The organism is Quadrisphaera setariae (assembly GCF_008041935.1).
Lineage (GTDB): Bacteria > Actinomycetota > Actinomycetes > Actinomycetales > Quadrisphaeraceae > Quadrisphaera > Quadrisphaera setariae.
Genome location: NZ_VKAC01000014.1, coordinates 111,882 through 129,458, shown reverse-complemented (window position 1 = coordinate 129,458; position 17,577 = coordinate 111,882). Strand labels below are relative to the sequence as shown.

Here is a 17,577-nt window from a genome sequence, read left to right as displayed (position 1 = left end):
GGAGTCCGACCTCGGGAGTCCGACCTCGGGAGTCCGACCTCGGGAGTCCGACCTCGGGAGTCCGACCTCGGGAGTCCGACCTCGGGAGTCCGACCTCGGGAGTCCGACCTCGGGAGTCCGACCCAACCTAGCGTGCCATCCAGCGCGCAGCATCGACTCCGTCAAGACGTTGCAAGTCTTCGTCGTCGAGCTAGCCGGCGTCGGTGTTCGCCTGCTCAGGGCCTATGAGGCTTCGTGGCGTGGACCAAGGCCGAGGCGCTGCCTGCTGGCGATGGTGGTGGTGCGCGGGGTGACGGTGCTGAGCCAGCCGCGGTGGTGAGGTGCCGTCAGGCGCTGCCGCCGGGGCTCGATGCCCCGGCGGCAGCGGTGCCGTGCCGCTCGGTGGTGGGGGGCTGGGGTCTTGGCGGGTGGCGGTGGGTGGCCGCCGGGGGTGGTGCCCGGCTCGGGCCGCCCCGGGGGCGGTGCGGGTGGGCACCGCCCCCGGGGGCTGGCGTCAGGCGGCTGCGGGTGCCTGCCCGTCAGCGGGCTGGCCGTCGGACTGGTGGTCGTGCGCGTCCTCCTGCGCGTCGTCGAGGGCCGGGGCCTGATCGGCCACATCGCCCGCGGCGGCGTCGGCGGCCTCGTCGGCGGTGGGCTGCTCCCCGCACGCCAGGCGCTCTACGTCCGAGCGCTCGTAGCCCCATCCGGCCAGTGCCGTCAGCAGCAGCCGCGTCGTCGGGTCCTCGCTGCGCCAGTGGTTGCGGTCGGTGTTGGCCTCGCACGCTGCGACGCAGGTGCCTAGGGCGATGACCAGGGCGCGGGCCTCAGTGGTCTTGGCCAGCGCGGCGGCGGCCTTGGCGGCGCCCGCGTGCCAGCGCCCCGAGGGGAGGGAGGCGCCCCCCATCAGGTTCCCCGACAGGCTGTTGGCGTTGTGGTGGCCCAGGACTGAGGCGTGCTGGGCGGCCACGGTGGCGATGAACGCTGCCGCCCCCTTCGGCGCCGTCTTGCGGGACAGCAGCGTCGAGCGGATCCAGTCGCGCCGGACCGGCTCGGCCACCCGCCACGCGGTGTTGTTGGCGATCACCCGGCGCCGCTCGGCGCGCTGGGCGGCCTTCTCGGCTTCGGCATCGACCGGTGACGCGCTGCTGGTCGTGGTGCGGGCGGGGGAGCGGGTGGGGTCGGTGTGGCCGTGGGCCTCGGGGTCGGTGCAGGCCCAGGTCAGCGCCCACACCTGCAGCCGCTGGCGCTCGTCGTCGTCCTCGTCGTCCTCGTCGTCGACGGACTCACCCGCGTCCTGAGCCTCGGCCTGGCCGTCCTGCTGGCTGTCCTGCTGGCCGTCCTGCTCGTCGGCCTGCTCGTCGGCCTGCTCGTCGGCCTGCTCGACCTCCTCCTCGGCCAGGGCCGACAGGTCCATGCGCTCGGGGCCGTCGATCACCGTCCATGCGTTGGTCAGGTAGACCGCCCGACCCGGGCAGGCCCGGTGCTCGGCGGGGGTGATGCGCGCCCCGTCCTGACGCAGCCGGGCCAGCGGTGCGGGCTTGTCCTGCCACGAAGGGCGCTCGATGACCGGGACGCCGCGCTCAGCCAGGACCGCCAGCGCTGCGCGCTTGCCCTGGGCCATGGCGCGGTTCTCCCGCTCGGTGGCGGCGACGTGGGCGAAGCGTCCCGGGCTGCTCTGCGCGGCGGCGTAGAGCCGCTGGGCGGCGTCGAGGTCGTCCTCGAACTCGGCTAGCACCGCGACCTGCGTCAGGTCTAGGTCGGGCGTCTTGGCCAGGGCGTGCCGGGCCACCTCAGAGCCAGCCACCGCCACGGCGGCGGCGGTGTAGGCCGGGCTGGTGTGGGTGCGCGCTGCGATCTGCTCGCTGCTCAGGCCCAGCAGGGCCATCTGCGCGACGGCGGCGACCTTGTCGGTGGCCGACAGGCCCTCGCGGTGCTCGTTCTCGGCCCACTGAACGGCCAGGCGGTCCAGAGCGGCAGCTGCTGCCTCGGGGTCGTCGGCCTGGCCGCTGGCCCGGGCCACGATGACCGGCAGGAGCCGGTCGGTCGCCATGCAGGCGGCGGCGCGGCGGTAGCCGTAGCGCAGCCGGACCTTGCCGTCCTCGGTGAGGATGCCGCGTGCGGGGGTCAGGACGCCGTGCTCGCGCACGGAGGCGATCAGCGTCTCGTCGGCGTCGCGGGCGGTGATGTTGCGGTCCAGCAGCAGGGTGTGGGGGTCCAGGTGCTGCAGCGTCTCGGTGACCTGCTCGCTGTGCTGGGCGGTGTTCGTGTCCACGAAAGCTTTCCTTTGTGTGGGAGGTGAGGCTTGGTGCCTTTCCTCTTGGCTGTGTTTTAGCCCCCCTCCTCGGCGCCTGTCTACTTTTCCCGCCTCAATTTTCCTTGCATTTGGCCGACCCAGGAGCGGGCCGGGGGTATTTTTGGCCCCCGACCCGCGCTGGGCTCCGTAAGGGTCAGTGAGAGCGAAATACCGCGACATTCCCGTGGGGCAGGAGGATGGAGAACATGACGTCAGAGAACATGGTGCAGGCGTAGGCGTCGATGTCGACGTAGGACGCGAAGGGCTCGGGTACAGCAGCGCCTGTGGCGATGTGCTGCTCTTTGAGGTCTTCGAGCCATGAGCCCGCGTAATCGCGTTCGGAGTCCCACATGCCCGCGTAGTTCTCGATGAATGTGGACAGGTGCTCGGCGGTGGTCTCGACGTTCTGGTGGGAGCAGTAGGCGGCGAACAGGTCCGGGTCGATGCCTGCGGCGCGGACTGCGGCGACGGCCTCGCTGGCGTCGTCGGCGGCGTCGGCGGTGGCACTGGCGCTGGCGCTGGCTGCGGGGTAGTACACCGGGCAGTCCGTCCGTCCACACACGTTGTGGGCGGCGAGGGTCCTGGCCAGCACCGGAATGCACCGGGCCGGGGGAGTGCCGGGGTGCCAGCCGGGTCCGTGGTCGGGGTTGGTGCAGTCCTGGCGGGTGTCGAACGGGGTAGCGGCCGGGGTGGCTCTGTGGGCGTGTGTAGAGGTGCCCATGGGCTCTCCTGGGCTTAGGGCGGGTGGCGTGGGGGATAGCTGCTGCCTGCTCCGAAACCGGGTGGCGACGGCCAGGAGGGCTGTCCTGGCCGCCGCTGGGGGCTTAGGCGGCGGCGCTGAGCAGGACCCGGAAGCGCTCCCCGTTGGACAGGAAGTGGGTGCTGGACTGGACCCCGTCGTGGGTGTAGGCGTCGACCTCGACAGCCTCGATGAACGCCCAGCGGCTGCCGGCGAAGGCGACGATCATCTGAGAGACGATTTCCAGTGGCGCTTTCTGCAGGCCGCTGCGGATGTGGCCCTGGGCGATGGGGGCTGCGCCGACCTTTAGCGCGTCGGAGATTTCGTAGTTGAATCCCATGCAGTGTGTCCCTTGGCGGGGAGGGTGTGCCTTGATGGCTTCCCTTGTGCTTTTATTCTATGTGGTGCGGGCTGTTATCGGCAAGCCATCGGGGCCCTTCTCGCCGCCTATTTCAGGGCCTTGGTTAGGGCGTCTCGACTTTATTGGCACCTGGGTCTGGGGGTGTCTATGCGTGAAGCCTGGGGGTGCCTGCTGGCCTTTTTGTGGTGCGCTTTCTTGGCTTCTCGAGCGGGGCTGTGTGTGGCTTTTCGGATGGTGGGTGGTGTGGGTGCGAGCCGCTGTGCGGGTCTGTGGCGGGCTGGGACCGGGAGCCCCGTGGGCTCAGCCGGGCGGGCTCGGCGGTGCCCGTGGCGGGCCACCTGGCCCCGGCAGAACCCCTCCCCGCCTCTGGGCCTGTCCGTCGGTGAGGGACCACACCAGCTGCGGCGCCTGGTGGGAGCCGGGACGCGCCCCGGGCCTCGCGCACTGCCTCGCGCGGTGAGGCAGCCCCGGCACGCACCGTGCTTACGCCGCTGCACCATCCTGCGACGCCGGCATCTCTGCTCCCCACGGCTCACGCGCGACAGGGGGACGCCGGCCTGGTCGTGCAGTGCCACCGCGGGCGCCGCGCACCCACGGTGGTGGCCACCGGCAAGTCGTGGCCACCTGGGGGATGGCGGAGGCCCCACGGGCCACCGCGACGTCGACGTCGTTCGCCTCCCGGTCGCCCACCCACCGCGAAACTACAGACGAACACGTGTCTCAGGCGCTGCGAGCCAAGTTCCTACTCCCGATGCCCGCGAACAGCATCAAGCCCGGCGCCACCGTCCAGCCCACCGTCCGGGCCCGCGGCGGGACCTACTGCTACGACCACCCCGTCCACGTCCGCATCCAGTGGGACAACGGCGACCTGGAGGAGGTCTGGGGGACGGTGACGGAGTGGAACGAGGAGGCGATGAGGGTGCACCTGAACCGCCATGGCGAGGGCTGGTACTGGTTCGCCCGCGCTGACGTGCGTCCCTGCACCGCCACCGAGCTCCCCCCGGACTGGACCGGCGTGCGCTCCCTGGGCCCCTCCCTGGGTCCGCTGATGCCCACGCCGGCTGACCGGACCCGTGACGGCCCGATCAGCCCTGGTGGGGTGCTCAGCTGATGCGTTGCGCCAGCTGTGAGCACGTCTAGCACGCCGGGGCCTGTGAGAGGGCAGTGCTGGTGGAACGTTCGATCAACGGCCACGTCTACGAGACGTTCGTGCGGTGCGAGTGCGCGGGACCAGAGCCCCTGGCGCCTGGCCTCGCCTGAGGCGGATCAGCCATCTCCGAAGACGTAGCCATTGGCGCAGCCGGGGCGCGGCTCCCGGGGCGCGTCCCGGCCTGGTCGGAGCGCTGCACGTCAGGTGGTCCCTCACCGCAAAGCAAGCCCTGAGGCGGGGAGCGGTCGCGGGGGGGAGAAAGGTGGCCCGCCACGGTCGCCACCGTGCTCGAGCACCTGGCGCACGGGGCCCTGGCGCCTGGTCACCGTGATGCCGGTGGCGCCCGCACCGCTGACGGCTGGGACCGTCACGGTGCTGCCAAGGGTGCTCGCCGTCGCTGACGGCGTGTCACCCTGCGTGTCGCTGGCTGGTCTGCCGATGCAGCGCCATGGCCGCGCGCACCCTCGCCCTGACTGCTGACATCCGCTGCCTGCTGGCCGGGGTGGCGGCCCTGCTCGCCGGGGGCCTGGCGTTCGTGCTCGTGGCGCTGCTGGCTGTGATCCTGCCCGCGGTCAGCGGCGCCTGGTTGGCGCTGCCGTGCGCGGTGATGCTGATGGGCGTCGGCGCGGCCGGCGCCTGGCTGATCTTCGGCGAGGGCGCGCGGCGCTTCGACGCGGCAGTCGTGGTCGACCAGGACTGGCACTGGGGGTCGGCGTCGCGCTGAGCGCTCAGGACCTCGTACCAGGAGGGTCCGTCGACGGGGGCGCCGTGCCGCCGCGGTGCTCGGCCAGCAGCCGCGGTGCCTCCTGCATGAGCTGGCTGTGGGCGCGCAGCAGCCTCGCATTGACCGCGCCGCTGCGGGTGCACAGGTAGGGCACGCCGATGGTGGAGGGGTCTCGGACCAGGCGCAGGTACTCCAGACCCGCCTCGATCTCCTCCACCTCGGCGTCGGTGCCCAGGAAGTAGGCCGGTGTGAGCCCGTAGCAGTCCGCCAACGTCGTCAACTGCACCGCCGTCAGGTCCACGGTGGCGCCGTTGTCACCGGCTAGGACGCGGTGCAGCAGGTCCGCGGGGATGACTCCGTCGGCGCGCAGCGCCGCGGTGTCCCGCTCGATCTCTGCGGGGGTCTTGGGCGCCTCCTTCAGGGAGCGGACGGTGTCGACGACGGTCCGCACCCGCGCGCCCAGTGGTGCCGGGGCTGGCGCGGGCCGCTCACGCCCCATGGAAGGCGCAGCCATGAGGCGCGCCGCGGGCTGGGTGCGCGCGGCGGGGCCTCGCCGCCGCAGCGCTCCCAGCCACGGGCTCACTGCTGCTCCTCGGTCCGAGTGGCTAGCTGACCGGGCTGACCGGGCTGAGCGGACGCGGCGTCGGCCAGGTCGATGGCGTACTGCGGCATCCACGTGCCCGCCGGCGGGTCGCCGCGGTCGCACTCCCCGTCGCTCTGCCCGACCTGCTTGACCCACAACAGCGCGTCATTGTGGGGCGCCGCGGGATCGTTCGGGCTCGTCGTGGGGGTCTGCCCCAGGGCGCGCCCGGCGGGGTTGCACCAGGCCAGGTTGCCGGTGGCGGGGCCGTTGCCGTTGCGGCTGGTGTCGATGACGTACCCGACCCCGCCGAGCTTGACGCTCAGGGCCTCCCCGTAAGCCTGCTCGTCGGAGGTGCGGTTGAAGTTGGAGGTGTTCAGCGCCACTCCGGCGGCGTTCTCGAGCCCGACGGCCTGCACGCGGGCGGCCATGGTGTCGGCGTCGACCCACCCGGAGTTGCCGGCGTCCAGGTAGGACGTCGCGCCGGTGCCCGCCAGGATGGCGAGCGCGTCGCGGAGCATCCCGGTGCGCTCATCGCCTCCGCCGACCTGGTCTATCTGTGCCAGGGCGTCGGGCTCGACGATGACGATGGCGCGCCGGTTCCCGATGCCGTCGGCGACGGCCTGCACCCACGCCATGTAGGCGCCCGCGTTGGCCGCGCCTCCGGCGGAGAAGCCGCCGGCGTCCTTGTCAGGGATGGCGTACAGCACTAGCACGGGGGCCTGTCCGGCGGCGGTAGCGGCGGTGGTGACCTGCTCGGCGCGGGCACGGGCCTGCTCCGCGCTCATCCAGTCGCCCAGCCAGACGGCGTTGGGGGTCTGCGCGATCCGGGCCAGGGCGGCAGCGCCGGGACCGTCCTGGCCGCGCTGGGCCAGCTCGCGGGCGGCGTCGCTGTCGGGGTCGGCCCACAGCTGCACCCCGGCCAGCGGGTTGCTGCCGCTAGCGGCGGCAGGGGTGGCCTGAGCCGCGGCAGCCCGCGTGCCCGTCGAGGTGCTGCTCGACGTCGTCGCCCGCGCGCCCGACGGCGTGCTGGTCGGCGTGCTGGTCGAGGGGCCCGTCTCAGGTCTCGGGGTGGGCGACGGGGTGCTCTGCGGCGCGGGGTCCGCTGATCTTCAAGTGTCGCCCTCGCCGGTGCGGTCCTCGAACCCGGCGGTGGCGTTGACATCGCCTGACTGCTCGGCATCGCCGTCGCCACCGCTCTGGCCAGCATCCTCGGCGACCTGCTGCTCGTCCTCGGCGGGCGCCTGGTCGCGGCTGGCCGCAGTGACCGCCGTCGCGCCGGAGCTTTCGCCGCCGCCGTTGGCGGCGGGTCGGGAGAACACCTCGCGGTAGGCCTCCGCGGACTGCGGCATCCGTGTCCCGTTGAAGAGGCGGAAGTTGTCGTTGTTGCGGTCGACGTTGAACATCACCTCGTACAGGAGCTGGCCGGGGCCGCTACCAGCGTTCTCCGCGAACCAGGTGCCGATCCCGGTGATGAACGCAGGGTCGTCGCCCTGCTCAGCGCGCCCGGACCACTCAGGCACCGCCAGCGGCACGCCCCACTCCCGGGCCTGCGCGGCGTAGGCGTTCAGGCCGATCGGGATGCCGTCGTCCCCGGTGACGTCTAGGCCGCTGGCCCACTCCTCGGCGGAGTCGTAGCGCTTGGGCGAACCGTTGTACATGTCGACCCCGAGCACGTCGACCTGGTCAGCACCGGGCCAGGACTTGCGCCAGTCCAGCCCGCCGGTGGAGTTGACGTTCGGGTTGTAGACCAGCTTGGCGGAGGGGAAGACCTCCTGCTGGATGGCGCGGTAGCGCGCCCAGGCGGTCTTGAAGATTTCTTCCTGGCCGGGGGCGACGGACCAGGGGTACCAGGTGCCGTTGAACTCGTGGAAGGGCCGGATGTAGGTGGTCCCCTTGCCCTGGCGGTAGCTGGCGGCCTTGGTCAGGCCCTCACGCCAGCGGTCGTCGTAGGCGCCGCTGGCGGCCGCGGCCCAGGTGTCGCCGTCGTTGAAGCCACCGGGGGCCAGGTCCAAGGGCTTGTCCCAGTCTCCGAACTCCTCTCCGGGGGAGAGGTTCCACATCTGGGTCTGGGCGTCGCCGGTGTCCTGCCAGGTGCCGGCGATCTGGACGGGCTTGCCGCGCCACTGGCCCAAGGAACCGTCCACGACGCCGTCTCCAGCGGCTCCGGAGAGCCAGCCGCCGGCGCTGTCGGCGGCGACCGTCCCAGCGGTCCTGGCGCCAGCGGTCGGCCCGCCGGCCTCAGAGGTGGACCGCTGCGTGGTGGTGGGCTGCTCGGTCGTGCTCGAGGTGGTAGCTGCGCTGTCCTCGGCCTGCCCGTCCTCCTGCTCGTCCACTCGCTCGTCCTGGGCCTGGTCGCGCTGGTCGACGTCGCCCTCGGTGGGCTCGTCGCCTGCGTCCTGCGCGGTCGGCGTCGAGGCGGTGGGCTCCTCGCTCGCCTCGCCGTCGCCCTGCTCGACCTGCTCGCCCTGCTCGGCGGCACTGGTCGCCGGCGCAGGCGCTGCGGCACTCGTCGCCGGCGCAGGCGCTGCGGTGCTGCTGGCGACGCCGTCGGAGTAGGCCTGCTGGTAGGCAGCGGAGGACTCCGGCATCCGCGTGTCCCCGAAGAGCTTGAAGTTGTTGTCGTCCTGGGGTGCGTTGAAGACGATCTCGTAGAGCAGCTGGCCGGGGCCGCTGCCGGCGTTCTGGGCGAACCAGCTGGTCATGCCCTCGACGTAGGCGGCTTCGTCGCCCATCTCCGCGCGTCCGGACCACTCCGGCACCGCCAGCGGCACGCCCCATTCGCGGGCCTGCTCGCTGTAGGCGTTCAGGCCGATGGGGATGCCTCCGTCACCGCGGGCGTTGGCCTGCTCGTTGAACTGGGCGTCGCTGTTGATGGTGGGCCAGCCGTTGTAGGTGTCCACGCCCAGCACGTCGGCGTTGTCCTTGCCGGGCCAGGTGGTGCGCCAGTCCAGGTCGGTGCCTGAGCTGGTGACGTTGACGCCGTAGACGAGCTTCGCCTCAGGGAAGACCTCGCGCTGGATGTCGCGGTAGCGCGCCCAGGCGGTCTTGAAGTCCTCGGCGTCGCCGGGCTGGACCGACCAGTCCCACCCGCCGAGGTTGAACTCGTGGAAGGGGCGGATGTAGGTGGTGCCCGCACCGGCGCGCAGGTCGGCCATCTTGGCCAGGGAGGCGCGCCAGCGGTCGTCGTAGGCCCCGGAGGCGGCGGCCGACCAGGACTCGCCTGCCAGCAGGCCGCCGGGGGCGATGTCCAGGGCGCCGTCAAAGCCGGCCCATTCCCCGCCATCAGCGATGGACCACAGCTCGGTCTGGTTGTCGCCCCGGTCGGCCCAGGTGCCGCCGATGGCGATGGGCTTGCCGCGCCAGGCGCCGAGCTGGCCGTCGTCGGCGCCGTCTCCAGAGGCCCCGGACAGCCACCCACCGCCGGCGGTAGCCGTCGCGGTGGTGGTGGCGTCATTAATGTCGGTGCGCTCAGGTGCCGTGGTGCGGGTCTGCTCCCCGGTGGGTGAGGTCGTCGAGGACGCGGAGCCCAGCTCCTGCTGCTCGTCCTCGTCGTCGGGGACCGGCACAGGGGCCGGCTGCTGCTCGCGGGTGGTGGTGGTCGACGTCGGGCCGGCGGTCGGCTCCGCAGCCGCCTCCGCGGTGGGCTCGGCGGTGGGCTCCGTGCTCGGCTCGGCGGTGGACGTCGAGGCAGGGGCACCGGCCCGCTGGGTCGCGGTGGGCTGCGCCGAGGGAGTCGAGGTCGCTGCGGGGGTCGACGTCGACGCGCTGCTCGCCGTGGCGGTCGCTGTAGGAGCCCCGGTCGGGGCGGCCGACGGGGCGGCCGTGACCTGGCCCTCGCCGGCCGGCAGGGTCGACGTGGCGGAATCGGTGGGGGAGGCGCTCGGGCGCTCGACTCTGTCCGGGTCGGCGGTGATCCCGGCCTGTGCCAGCGCGTCAGCGTTGTCTCCGGCTCGGGTCATTGCGTCGATCGCCTCGTCGAGCTCGGCGTCGTCGGCGGCCGTCCAGGTCGGCTCGTCGCTCTCCTCGCCGTTCGCCTCGACGCTGCCGGCGCTCGGGGAGGCGGACGCCGTCGTCCTGGTCAGCGCGGTTGCGGCCGAGGTTGGCGTCGCAGAGGGCCTGGCGGTGGCGGTGCTCACCGGCGTCGCGTTCGAGGGGACGGAGGCAGCGGGCGTGATCGTCGAAGCACTGGCCCGTCCCGAAGGGGTGGTGCTTGGAGTGGTCGTCGGCGCTGGCGCTGCCACCGCCGGGGCCGCCGAGGCGGTGGGAATCGGCGTCGAGGTGCTGGCCTGCCCTGTGGCGAAGGTGCTGGACGCTGCCGACGGCGCGGCTGTGGTCTGCGCGGGCTGGGCCTCGGTGGCGGTGGGCTCGTTGGTGACCACTGCGGCTTGGCTGTCGCCGTCGACGATAAGCGTGGCCGTGACGGGCCCCTCGGCCTCGATGTGCAAGGTGGCGCGCACTGGGGCCGCTGCGGGGGTGGGGGTCGCGGTCGGAGTGGCCGCAGTCAGCGCGATGTCGGACTGGCGTCGGGGGAGGTGTCCGCTGGCGGCGACACCTGCGGCGATGACCGTGGCGGCCAGCAGCGTCGTCCCACCCACGCGGGCGACCTGTCCGCGGTCGGTCCAGCGCAGCTGCCGCGGTAGAGATGCCTCGCCGCTGGTGATGTCGAAGGCCTCCGTCGAGGCCGAGGGGCCCGAGGCGGCCGGGGGTGTCGGCGTGGTGAGCCCGAAGCTGTCATCGCTGAGGCGAACCGCCCCCTCGGGCGTGACCATCAGCTGGCAGTAGCCCTCGGGGTCGTGGGCGTCCACGCGCACAGCCCTGCCGTGCACGCGAGCCACGTGCTCGGCCACGTACGCCAGGGCCTCTGTTCTCGCGAGCTCCAGGGACGTCGCCTGGACCCGGTGGTGCTCGTTGTCGACCCGGACGATGCCTTGGCCGGTGGGAAAGGCGACGACGGAGACGAGCGGCCAGCTGGGAAGGGTCTTCATGCAGTCCTCACCAAGACAGAGGGACGTCATAGGCGATCTGGCCGGCGCCGGTGCCCGCGTGGCTGGCGACGTAGGTGCGCAGGCCCTGAGCGAACCCGGCGGCGGGTCCGCTCTGGCTGAGGTGGGACCACTCACCGATGACCAGGGGCTTGCCCTGGCTCTCGGCGTGGAGGCGGTGGGCCTCCAGGCCCACCGGGGCGCCGAACCGGTCGCGCTGAGGCAGTCCCGCGACGAAGTCGTCGGGGGAGTGCTCAGCGCCCTCGTCGCTGGCGATGTAGTAGTCCACGCCGAACAGGTCGACGTCGTCTGCGCTGGGGATGGCGTCGGTCCAGGCGGCTCCGAGGCCGTCGGACTGGCGCGCGACACAGAAAACGAGCCGGGCCTCGGGGAAGACCTCGCGCCGCAGGGAGCTGTACAGGCTCCACGCGCGACTGAAGGGGGTCACTTCCTCCTGGCGTACCCGCCAGGGGTGCCAGGGAGCGTTCCATTCATGGGCGAAGCGGATGTAGGTCGATCCTTGGCCCGTACGAAGTTCGCGCAGGTGACTCAGACTGGTCCGCCAGCGGTCCGCGTAGGTCCCCTCGGCGGCGGCCTGCCAGGACTCTCCGTCCTCGATTGCTCCCACAGCGATGTCCAGGTCGCCTGCGTGGGAGTGCAGTGCGCCGCCGGGGCGCAGCGCGGAGAGCTGGATCTGCTCGGTGCTGCTCTCCGCCCATGCACCGACCGGCCGGGTCAGAGAGGTGACCATCGCGCGCAGGGTGGCGGCGGCCGACACGTCGCGGCTACGGCGGAGCTTCTTGGTACTGCCCACCAGCAGGAGGCTGCTGGCGATGCCTCCGGCGAGACCACCAGCGCCGTCGCTCGAGCCCTCGCCTGTGCGCGGCTGAGAGACCGTCGCCATCGTCGAGGTCAGGTCAGCTGCTGGGAGGTCGGTCGGCTCGGCCCATAGCGAGGGGGCCTCACTCGGCTCCGCAGACGGCGTTGCGCTGGACGGGTCGGTCAGCGTCGACGTCGACGCTGCAGTCGGCTCCGCCCGCAGCGAGGGGGCCCCATCCGGCTCCACGGACGGGGAGACGGTCGGCGTGCTCGACGGCTCGACGGTCGGCGTGCTCGACGGCTCGACGGTCGGCGTGCTCGACGGCTCGACGGTCGGCGTGCTCGACGGCTCGACGGTCGACTCGGCAGTCGGCTGCGTCGTCGGCTTCGCGCCCGGGACCACCCCAGGCACAAGGTCCCCGAGGTCAGGCACGCCGGCGCTCGGCTGCGTCGTCGGCTGCGTCGTCGGCTCGCCAGTCGGCTGCGTCGTCGGCTCGCCGGTCGGCTGCGTCGTCGGCCCTGCGCTCGGCTGCGTCGTCGGCTGCGTCGTCGGCTGCGTCGTCGGCTGCGTCGTCGGCTCGCCAGTCGGCTGCGTCGTCGGCCCTGCGCTCGGCTGCGTCGTCGGCTCGCCAGTCGGCTGCGTCGTCGGCTCGCCGGTCGGCTCGCCGGTCGGCTCAGCGCCCGGGACCACCCCAGGCACCAGGTTCCCGAGGTCAGGCAGACCCGGCAGACCCGCACTCGGCTCCGTCGTCGGCTGCGTCGTCGGCTGCGTCGTCGGCCCTGCGCTCGGCGCCGTCGTCGGCTCGCCGGTCGGCTCCGTCGTCGGCTCGCCGGTCGGCTCAGCACCCGGCCCGGTCGTGGGCTCAGCGCCCGGCTCAGGCTGTTCCTCCGGCGCGAGAGCATCTGCGTCGTCCGCAGCAGCGGGCGCATCGGTGACCGGGGGAGCGGTCAGTAGCTTCTGGCCGGCAAGGATGAGGTCGGGGGAGGGCAGCGCGTTCAGTCCAGCCAGCTGCTCGACGCTGGTGCGGGTCCGCTCAGCGATCTCCGTCAGGGTGTCGCCCCGCTTGACCGTGATCTCCTCCCCGGCCGCGGACTGCTCGGGCGCAGCCTCGGCGGCGGGGGCATCGCCATCTGAGGCAGCCGGCTGCTGCTCCGCGGTGTCCGACTCGGCGGCCGCGCGCAGGGCCGGACCCGCCACGACGAGCTCCTGACCGGCCTTGATCTCGTCTGCGGACGGCAGGTCGTTGGCGGCCACCAGGGCGGCGACGCTGGCGCCGACCTGGTCGGCGATGGCTCCCAGGGTTTGTCCGGCGGCCACGACGATCGACCCGTCAGCAGCGGGGGTCATCTGTGCGCGGTGCGGCTCCTCACGGCTGCTCTCCACACGCGGGGTGTCCTGCCGCACCGGCGCGGGGGTGGAGCGCTGCTGGGCTGCCTGCTCCGCGGCCTCCTGCACGGCAGGACCGGCAACGACGAGCCGCTGGCCGGCCTCGATCTCGTCAGCCGAGCGCAGGTCGTTCGCGGCCACCAGGTCCTCGACGCTCTCGCCGACCTGGTCGGCGATGGCGCTGAGGCTGTCCCCGGCCGCCACGGTGATGGACCCGTCAGCCGCGGGGGACGGCGAGGTCGTGCGTCGAGGCTGGTCCGGGTCGGCATTGGCCGGCGCGCTGGTGTCCTGCGGCTCGCGGCGGTCATCGCCAGAGGACGCTGAAGGTGCCGCTGACGGCGCCGAGGACTGGACGGGGGAGGACTCAACAGCGCTCGGCGCCGATGTGGGCGCCTGCTCTCCGGGGGTGCTGACCGGGGCAGTCGGTGCCGTGGGCGCCAGCGCGTCCGGGGTGGTCTGGGGTGCTCCCGAGGACTGCGGAGCCACTTCGGTCTCCTCGCCGCCGCTGCGCGGGGACGCGGTAGTGCGACCACCCGTAGGGCTCTGGCCGCCAGCACTGCCGCCCGCGGAGCCCTCAGGTGCAGTGTTCGCGCTGGATGGGGCCGGGGTGGGCTCGGGGGTGGCGGTAGTGGCACCGGTGGGCTCAGTTCCCAGGCCGAGCACCGTGGTGATGGGGGAGATCGACTGCGGTACTGCCAGGGCGGCGATGACCAGGGCGGCCAGAGCGGAGGTGGAGCCGATCACCAGCAGCTGGTTGCCCCGACCCGCGTGCTTACCCGCCGGTCGCTGGCGGGGGGCCGACTTCTTGCGGGGGCTGGCCGCCATGACCACGGGGACGACCGGGGGCTCCTCGGCGCGAGTTGATGTCGGTGCAGCGCCGTCGGGAACGCGAGTGACGTCTCCGTCCAATCCGACGATGACCTGAGTGGGGTCCGCCGTGGGGTCGATGACGTCGGCGCGTACGGGCCGCCCCAGCGGCACGGCACCGTGCTGGCGGATGTGCTCGAAGGACAGGGCACGCACCGCAGCCATCGACTCCGCCCGCAGGGGCCACTGCTCGGCGTCGATCCTGACGTTGGCTCCGCCGTGCTCCATCAGCATGACCAGCACCAGAGGCCACGTCGGCACATCGTGCGAGGGGTCGTGCACCCCTGCGCCGTTGGGCTCCTCGACCTGGCGGTCCTCGTCGAAGGGGTCGTACTGGCCCTCGGGTGCGCCTTCCTCACCTGCCTCCTCAGGCAGGGTCGCCAGCACAGCCAGCGGCACCTCGCCGTGCGCCGAGACGCGCAGGGGCTCCACGGTGCCGCACTGCGAGCAGCTGGCCGCGATGACCTCCTGCTCCTCCCCACAGGCACGGCAGGGCCCGGTGAACTGCGCGAGGTCTTCATCGCCGGTGATGGTCCCCTCGGAGCTGGGGACCTCCACCACGCCGTCGGGGCGGACCGCCAGGTCACGGGTGTCCGTGGCGCCCGTGGCATCGGTGACGCGTAGCAGGACCGGACGTCCCAGCTGAGCGGCGATGACGGCCGCGACGGCGATGACGCCGGCGCGCAGACCCGCGTCGGTGGGAGCACCACAGGTCAGCACCGACTCCCCGATGTCCAGGGTTCCGGTGTGGACCTGGCCGGAGTCGACCTCTGTGCCGTCGAGGCTGTCGCCAGCGGCGACGAACTCCAGCCGCGGCTTAGGGTCGACGGTCTGGTGCATGGGCGTGCTGCCCCCTTCGGTTGTGCTCACAGGCCACGCGCGACGGCAGCACCAGCAGAGAGCCAGGCGCGTCGGGTGGCCGGGCGCAGGGCGTCCAGCCGGAGCTGGCCCTCGACCATGGCCGGGTCGAACGGGATGGTGACGACGGTGCGGGCCTGCTTGGCGAAGCCACCGGCGACCCGCTGCAGGTCCGCCTTGGTGGCGTTGCGGTCAGCCTGGCTGACGATGACGACGGCGTTGCTGGCCAGCTGAGCGCGGTGCGGGTCGCGCTGGGCGAGGGTGTGCAGCAGCAGCGATGCGACCTCGGCGTGGTCGTCGCGGGTGGTGGTGACGACCACCAGCTGGGCGGTGTGGTCGACCATGCGCCGCCACATCGGGTCGGACTCGTCGTTGCCGGAGTCCATCACGATCAGCCGGTTGTACTTGCTGGCGACCTCGTGGATCGCGCTGACGTCCTCCGGACTGATCCGCTGCTCATCGGCCAGCAGCATCGGCTGGGCGCGCAGGACCGCGTAGCGGTCCTGGGTCTGGTGGTGGACGAAGGAGGCCAGGTCTCCAACTTGCGCCTGGCGCTCCAGCAGTGAGGGGACGGCGGGCAGCAGGTCCATCAGCGTGGCGTCGTGGAAGCCTTGCTCGGTACGCCAGCCCAGGGTGCCGCGGGTCTGGTTGTTCTCCCACGTCAGCACCCCCGTGCCGCCGTAGCGGGCAAAGACGGCTGAGAGCAGCGCGGCGGTGGTCGACTTCGAGCTGCCGCCCTTGGAGTTGACCACCGAAACCGTCCGCGGCCCTCGCCAGTGAGCGGCGACGGCGGCGATGTCGGCGCGCTCGGCGGCCTCACGCGGTCCGGGTGCCTGGGGCAGGCCCATCCGGGTCAGCAGTCCGCGCCAGCCCTGGGTGGCCGGGCTCCGGTCACTGTCCGGGCGCAGGAAGGAGGAACGGTCCTCCGTCGAGGGGGCCGCAGCGGGCTGCGCGACCTGGTGTGTGGCTGACCGTGCAGGCGGCTGCGCGGCCGACTGCGCAGCCGGGCGGGTAGAGGAGGACAAACCCGGTTCAGCCGTGGATTGGATGGCCGGGCGAGACCCGTGCGCTCGGGGCGCCGTCGCGTCAGGCCGGTCGGCGAGCTCGATCGGGCGACCTGGGCCCTCACGCTGGGCGCTGGGCGCTGCTGCGGCAGGGCGTTGCTGAGTCAAGTCTGCAGCGCGGGCCAGGGAGACCGCCCGCGGGGACATCCGCGGGGTCGTCTCGATGCTCGGGTCGTTGGACTCGGCTGGTCCCCCGGCGTACTGCGGGCTGGCCATCGTCTACTCCCAGGCTAGGCCGATCGTCGTGTGATCCTACCTAGAACAAGTACCGGTGACTCAACTGACATAGACAGGCGCGGGCTGCCGTCCCGGGGCCACGTCGCCTCCGAGGTCGACCCACGGTCCCGAGCGTCCAACGGGGCTGCCACCTGCGCTGGTTCGTCATCCGGGGCCAACACCGCGTCTTCGATCCTGCTCAAATGGGGTCAATGCGGCGCCCGTGACGTGAGTGATCTCGCCTCCCCGGGTCTCATGAAGGGTCGGGAGCCACTCGAGGGAGGGGTTGCCGATGCCCCGCCCTGGCCCCCGAGTAGTGCCCCCAGTACGCAGGCTGGGCCGCTATGGTTTTCCTACAGAAACGGTCCAACGGAAGGACGGTCGTGGAGAGCTTGCTTGATCGACTCTCTCGGCTACCGGTCAGCGTCATCGCTGACCATCTCCCCGAGGCCTTCGGCAGCAGGGAGGCCTGACCGGCATGCTCACCACCGTCCTGAACCTGATCGTGCAGTTCGTGACCGTGGGCGGCGGCCTGTGGCTCGTCTGGGGCGTCATCGTCCTGGCGGGGGGCCTGCGCAACCAGGAAGGTCCCCAGATCCAGTCCGGCATCTGGCAGGTCGTCGGCGGCGGGCTGATCATCGCGGCGGCTCAGCTGTTCAACACCATCGCTGTGCCCTGACGCCCCAGGCATCACCCGGAGGCGCCCGTGGACCAGTTCATCATCGCCATGCTCAACACCCTGTCCCAGGGTGCTAGCGCCGGGACCACCGATGACCTGCTGCTGAACCCTGCGGCCTACAACGCCACGCTGTACCAGGCCGCCGTCGACCTGCACCAGGCGGCGGTCGTCCCCATCACTGCACTGGTCCTGGCGATCATCGCCGTCCTGGAGTTGGGCAGCAACGCCGCTCGCATGGACTCCGGTGACGGCCAGATGGGCGTCCGCCAGATCACGGTCACCCTGATCAAAGTCGCCATCCTGCTGACCATCACCTCACAGGCCACGCTGTTGCTGGGCGGCATCGACGAGGTCGTCACCCGCATCGCCAACAGCGCCAACGGCCTCAACGTCGGCGCCGGCACTCCCACGACTCCCCTGGGCGACCAGCTGACCGACCAGGTCGAGTCGCTCGGCATCACCGACCAGCTCACCGTGCTGATCATCCTGCTGATCCCGTGGCTGGCCGTCGCCATCATCTCCGGAGTTGTGATCGCCATGATCTTCGTCCGGTTCTTGCAGCTCTACCTCATGACGACTTTCGCCTCGCTGCCCATGGCCTTCTGGGGGCACCAGGAGACCAAGAGCATCGGCACCAACTACGTCCGCGCCTACGCCGCCATCGCGCTGCACGGCGCCGTGCTCATCATCGCCATCAAGCTCTACCAGGCCTCGATCGGCGCTCGCCTGACCCAAGGGATCACTGTGGCGCCCGACACCGACGTCTTCGCCCTGGTCACCGACAACATCGGCCAGTTCTTCCTGGGCCCGCTCATCCTCGGCCTGCTGCTGTTCGGGTCGGTCAAGGTCAGCCGCGCCGTCGTCGGGGAGGCCTGA

General features: G+C 72.1%; 12 protein-coding genes. 4 read left to right on the top strand and 8 right to left on the bottom strand.

The annotated features are described in order from the left end of the window. Positions 1 to 493: 493 nt before the first annotated feature. From FMM08_RS20090 to FMM08_RS20080, 3 genes are all read right to left on the bottom strand, one after another. The gene (locus FMM08_RS20090; protein WP_139713824.1) at positions 494 to 2,251 is read right to left on the bottom strand and encodes a ParB/RepB/Spo0J family partition protein; all 1,758 of its coding nucleotides are present in this window, start codon (positions 2,249 to 2,251) and stop codon (positions 494 to 496) included. Between the two features lie 175 nt (positions 2,252 to 2,426). Then, positions 2,427 to 2,993 (bottom strand): antirestriction protein ArdA, encoded by a 567-nt coding sequence (locus tag FMM08_RS20085; RefSeq protein ID WP_147928123.1) that lies wholly within the window; start codon positions 2,991 to 2,993, stop codon positions 2,427 to 2,429. A 103-nt stretch (positions 2,994 to 3,096) separates the two neighbouring features. Beyond that, the gene (locus tag FMM08_RS20080) at positions 3,097 to 3,351 is read right to left on the bottom strand and encodes a hypothetical protein (protein WP_139713828.1); all 255 of its coding nucleotides are present in this window, start codon (positions 3,349 to 3,351) and stop codon (positions 3,097 to 3,099) included. Between the two features lie 772 nt (positions 3,352 to 4,123). Between FMM08_RS20080 and FMM08_RS20075 the strand changes: the two genes are divergently transcribed. Continuing rightward, on the top strand, positions 4,124 to 4,483 hold the full coding sequence (locus FMM08_RS20075; protein WP_139713830.1) for a YolD-like family protein: 360 nt from the start codon (positions 4,124 to 4,126) through the stop codon (positions 4,481 to 4,483). Positions 4,484 to 4,970: 487 nt separating this feature from the next. Next, positions 4,971 to 5,246, top strand: a complete 276-nt coding sequence (locus FMM08_RS20070; RefSeq protein WP_139713832.1) for a hypothetical protein — start codon at positions 4,971 to 4,973, stop codon at positions 5,244 to 5,246. 4 nt (positions 5,247 to 5,250) lie between these two features. Here FMM08_RS20070 and FMM08_RS20065 read toward each other — a convergent pair whose 3' ends face one another. The 5 genes from FMM08_RS20065 to FMM08_RS20035 all read right to left on the bottom strand — a co-directional run bounded on the left by FMM08_RS20065 (position 5,251) and on the right by FMM08_RS20035 (position 15,590). Next, positions 5,251 to 5,829, bottom strand: a complete 579-nt coding sequence (locus tag FMM08_RS20065) for a hypothetical protein (RefSeq protein WP_139713833.1) — start codon at positions 5,827 to 5,829, stop codon at positions 5,251 to 5,253. Then, positions 5,826 to 6,743, bottom strand: coding sequence for a glycoside hydrolase family 6 protein (locus FMM08_RS20060; protein ID WP_187279889.1), 918 nt, complete (start codon positions 6,741 to 6,743; stop codon positions 5,826 to 5,828). The genes FMM08_RS20065 and FMM08_RS20060 overlap by 4 nt, the downstream gene beginning before the upstream one ends. A gap of 195 nt (positions 6,744 to 6,938) precedes the next feature. Beyond that, a complete protein-coding gene (locus FMM08_RS20055; protein WP_187279888.1) occupies positions 6,939 to 10,814 on the bottom strand; it encodes a glycosyl hydrolase in 3,876 nt (1,291 codons plus the stop codon). 7 nt (positions 10,815 to 10,821) lie between these two features. After that, the gene (locus FMM08_RS24030; RefSeq protein WP_147928120.1) at positions 10,822 to 14,724 is read right to left on the bottom strand and encodes a LysM peptidoglycan-binding domain-containing protein; all 3,903 of its coding nucleotides are present in this window, start codon (positions 14,722 to 14,724) and stop codon (positions 10,822 to 10,824) included. 26 nt (positions 14,725 to 14,750) lie between these two features. Further along, a complete protein-coding gene (locus tag FMM08_RS20035; RefSeq protein WP_139713844.1) occupies positions 14,751 to 15,590 on the bottom strand; it encodes a hypothetical protein in 840 nt (279 codons plus the stop codon). A 910-nt stretch (positions 15,591 to 16,500) separates the two neighbouring features. On the opposite strand from FMM08_RS20035, the gene FMM08_RS20030 reads away from it, so the two are divergent. After that, positions 16,501 to 16,701, top strand: coding sequence for a hypothetical protein (locus FMM08_RS20030; RefSeq protein WP_139713847.1), 201 nt, complete (start codon positions 16,501 to 16,503; stop codon positions 16,699 to 16,701). 27 nt (positions 16,702 to 16,728) lie between these two features. After that, positions 16,729 to 17,577, top strand: a complete 849-nt coding sequence (locus tag FMM08_RS20025; RefSeq protein WP_139713848.1) for a VirB6/TrbL-like conjugal transfer protein, CD1112 family — start codon at positions 16,729 to 16,731, stop codon at positions 17,575 to 17,577.

Bases quoted from the DNA above. Each gene is read 5' to 3' on its own strand.
- FMM08_RS20085 (WP_147928123.1), bottom strand. From the start codon at position 2,993: ATGGGCACCTCTACACACGCCCACAGAGCCACCCCGGCCGCTACCCCG.
- FMM08_RS20080 (WP_139713828.1), bottom strand. From the start codon at position 3,351: ATGGGATTCAACTACGAAATCTCCGACGCGCTAAAGGTCGGCGCAGCC.
- FMM08_RS20075 (WP_139713830.1), top strand. From the start codon at position 4,124: ATGCCCGCGAACAGCATCAAGCCCGGCGCCACCGTCCAGCCCACCGTC.
- FMM08_RS20070 (WP_139713832.1), top strand. From the start codon at position 4,971: ATGGCCGCGCGCACCCTCGCCCTGACTGCTGACATCCGCTGCCTGCTG.
- FMM08_RS20055 (WP_187279888.1), bottom strand. From the start codon at position 10,814: ATGAAGACCCTTCCCAGCTGGCCGCTCGTCTCCGTCGTCGCCTTTCCC.
- FMM08_RS24030 (WP_147928120.1), bottom strand. From the start codon at position 14,724: ATGCACCAGACCGTCGACCCTAAGCCGCGGCTGGAGTTCGTCGCCGCT.
- FMM08_RS20035 (WP_139713844.1), bottom strand. From the start codon at position 15,590: ATGGGCCTGCCCCAGGCACCCGGACCGCGTGAGGCCGCCGAGCGCGCC.
- FMM08_RS20030 (WP_139713847.1), top strand. From the start codon at position 16,501: ATGCTCACCACCGTCCTGAACCTGATCGTGCAGTTCGTGACCGTGGGC.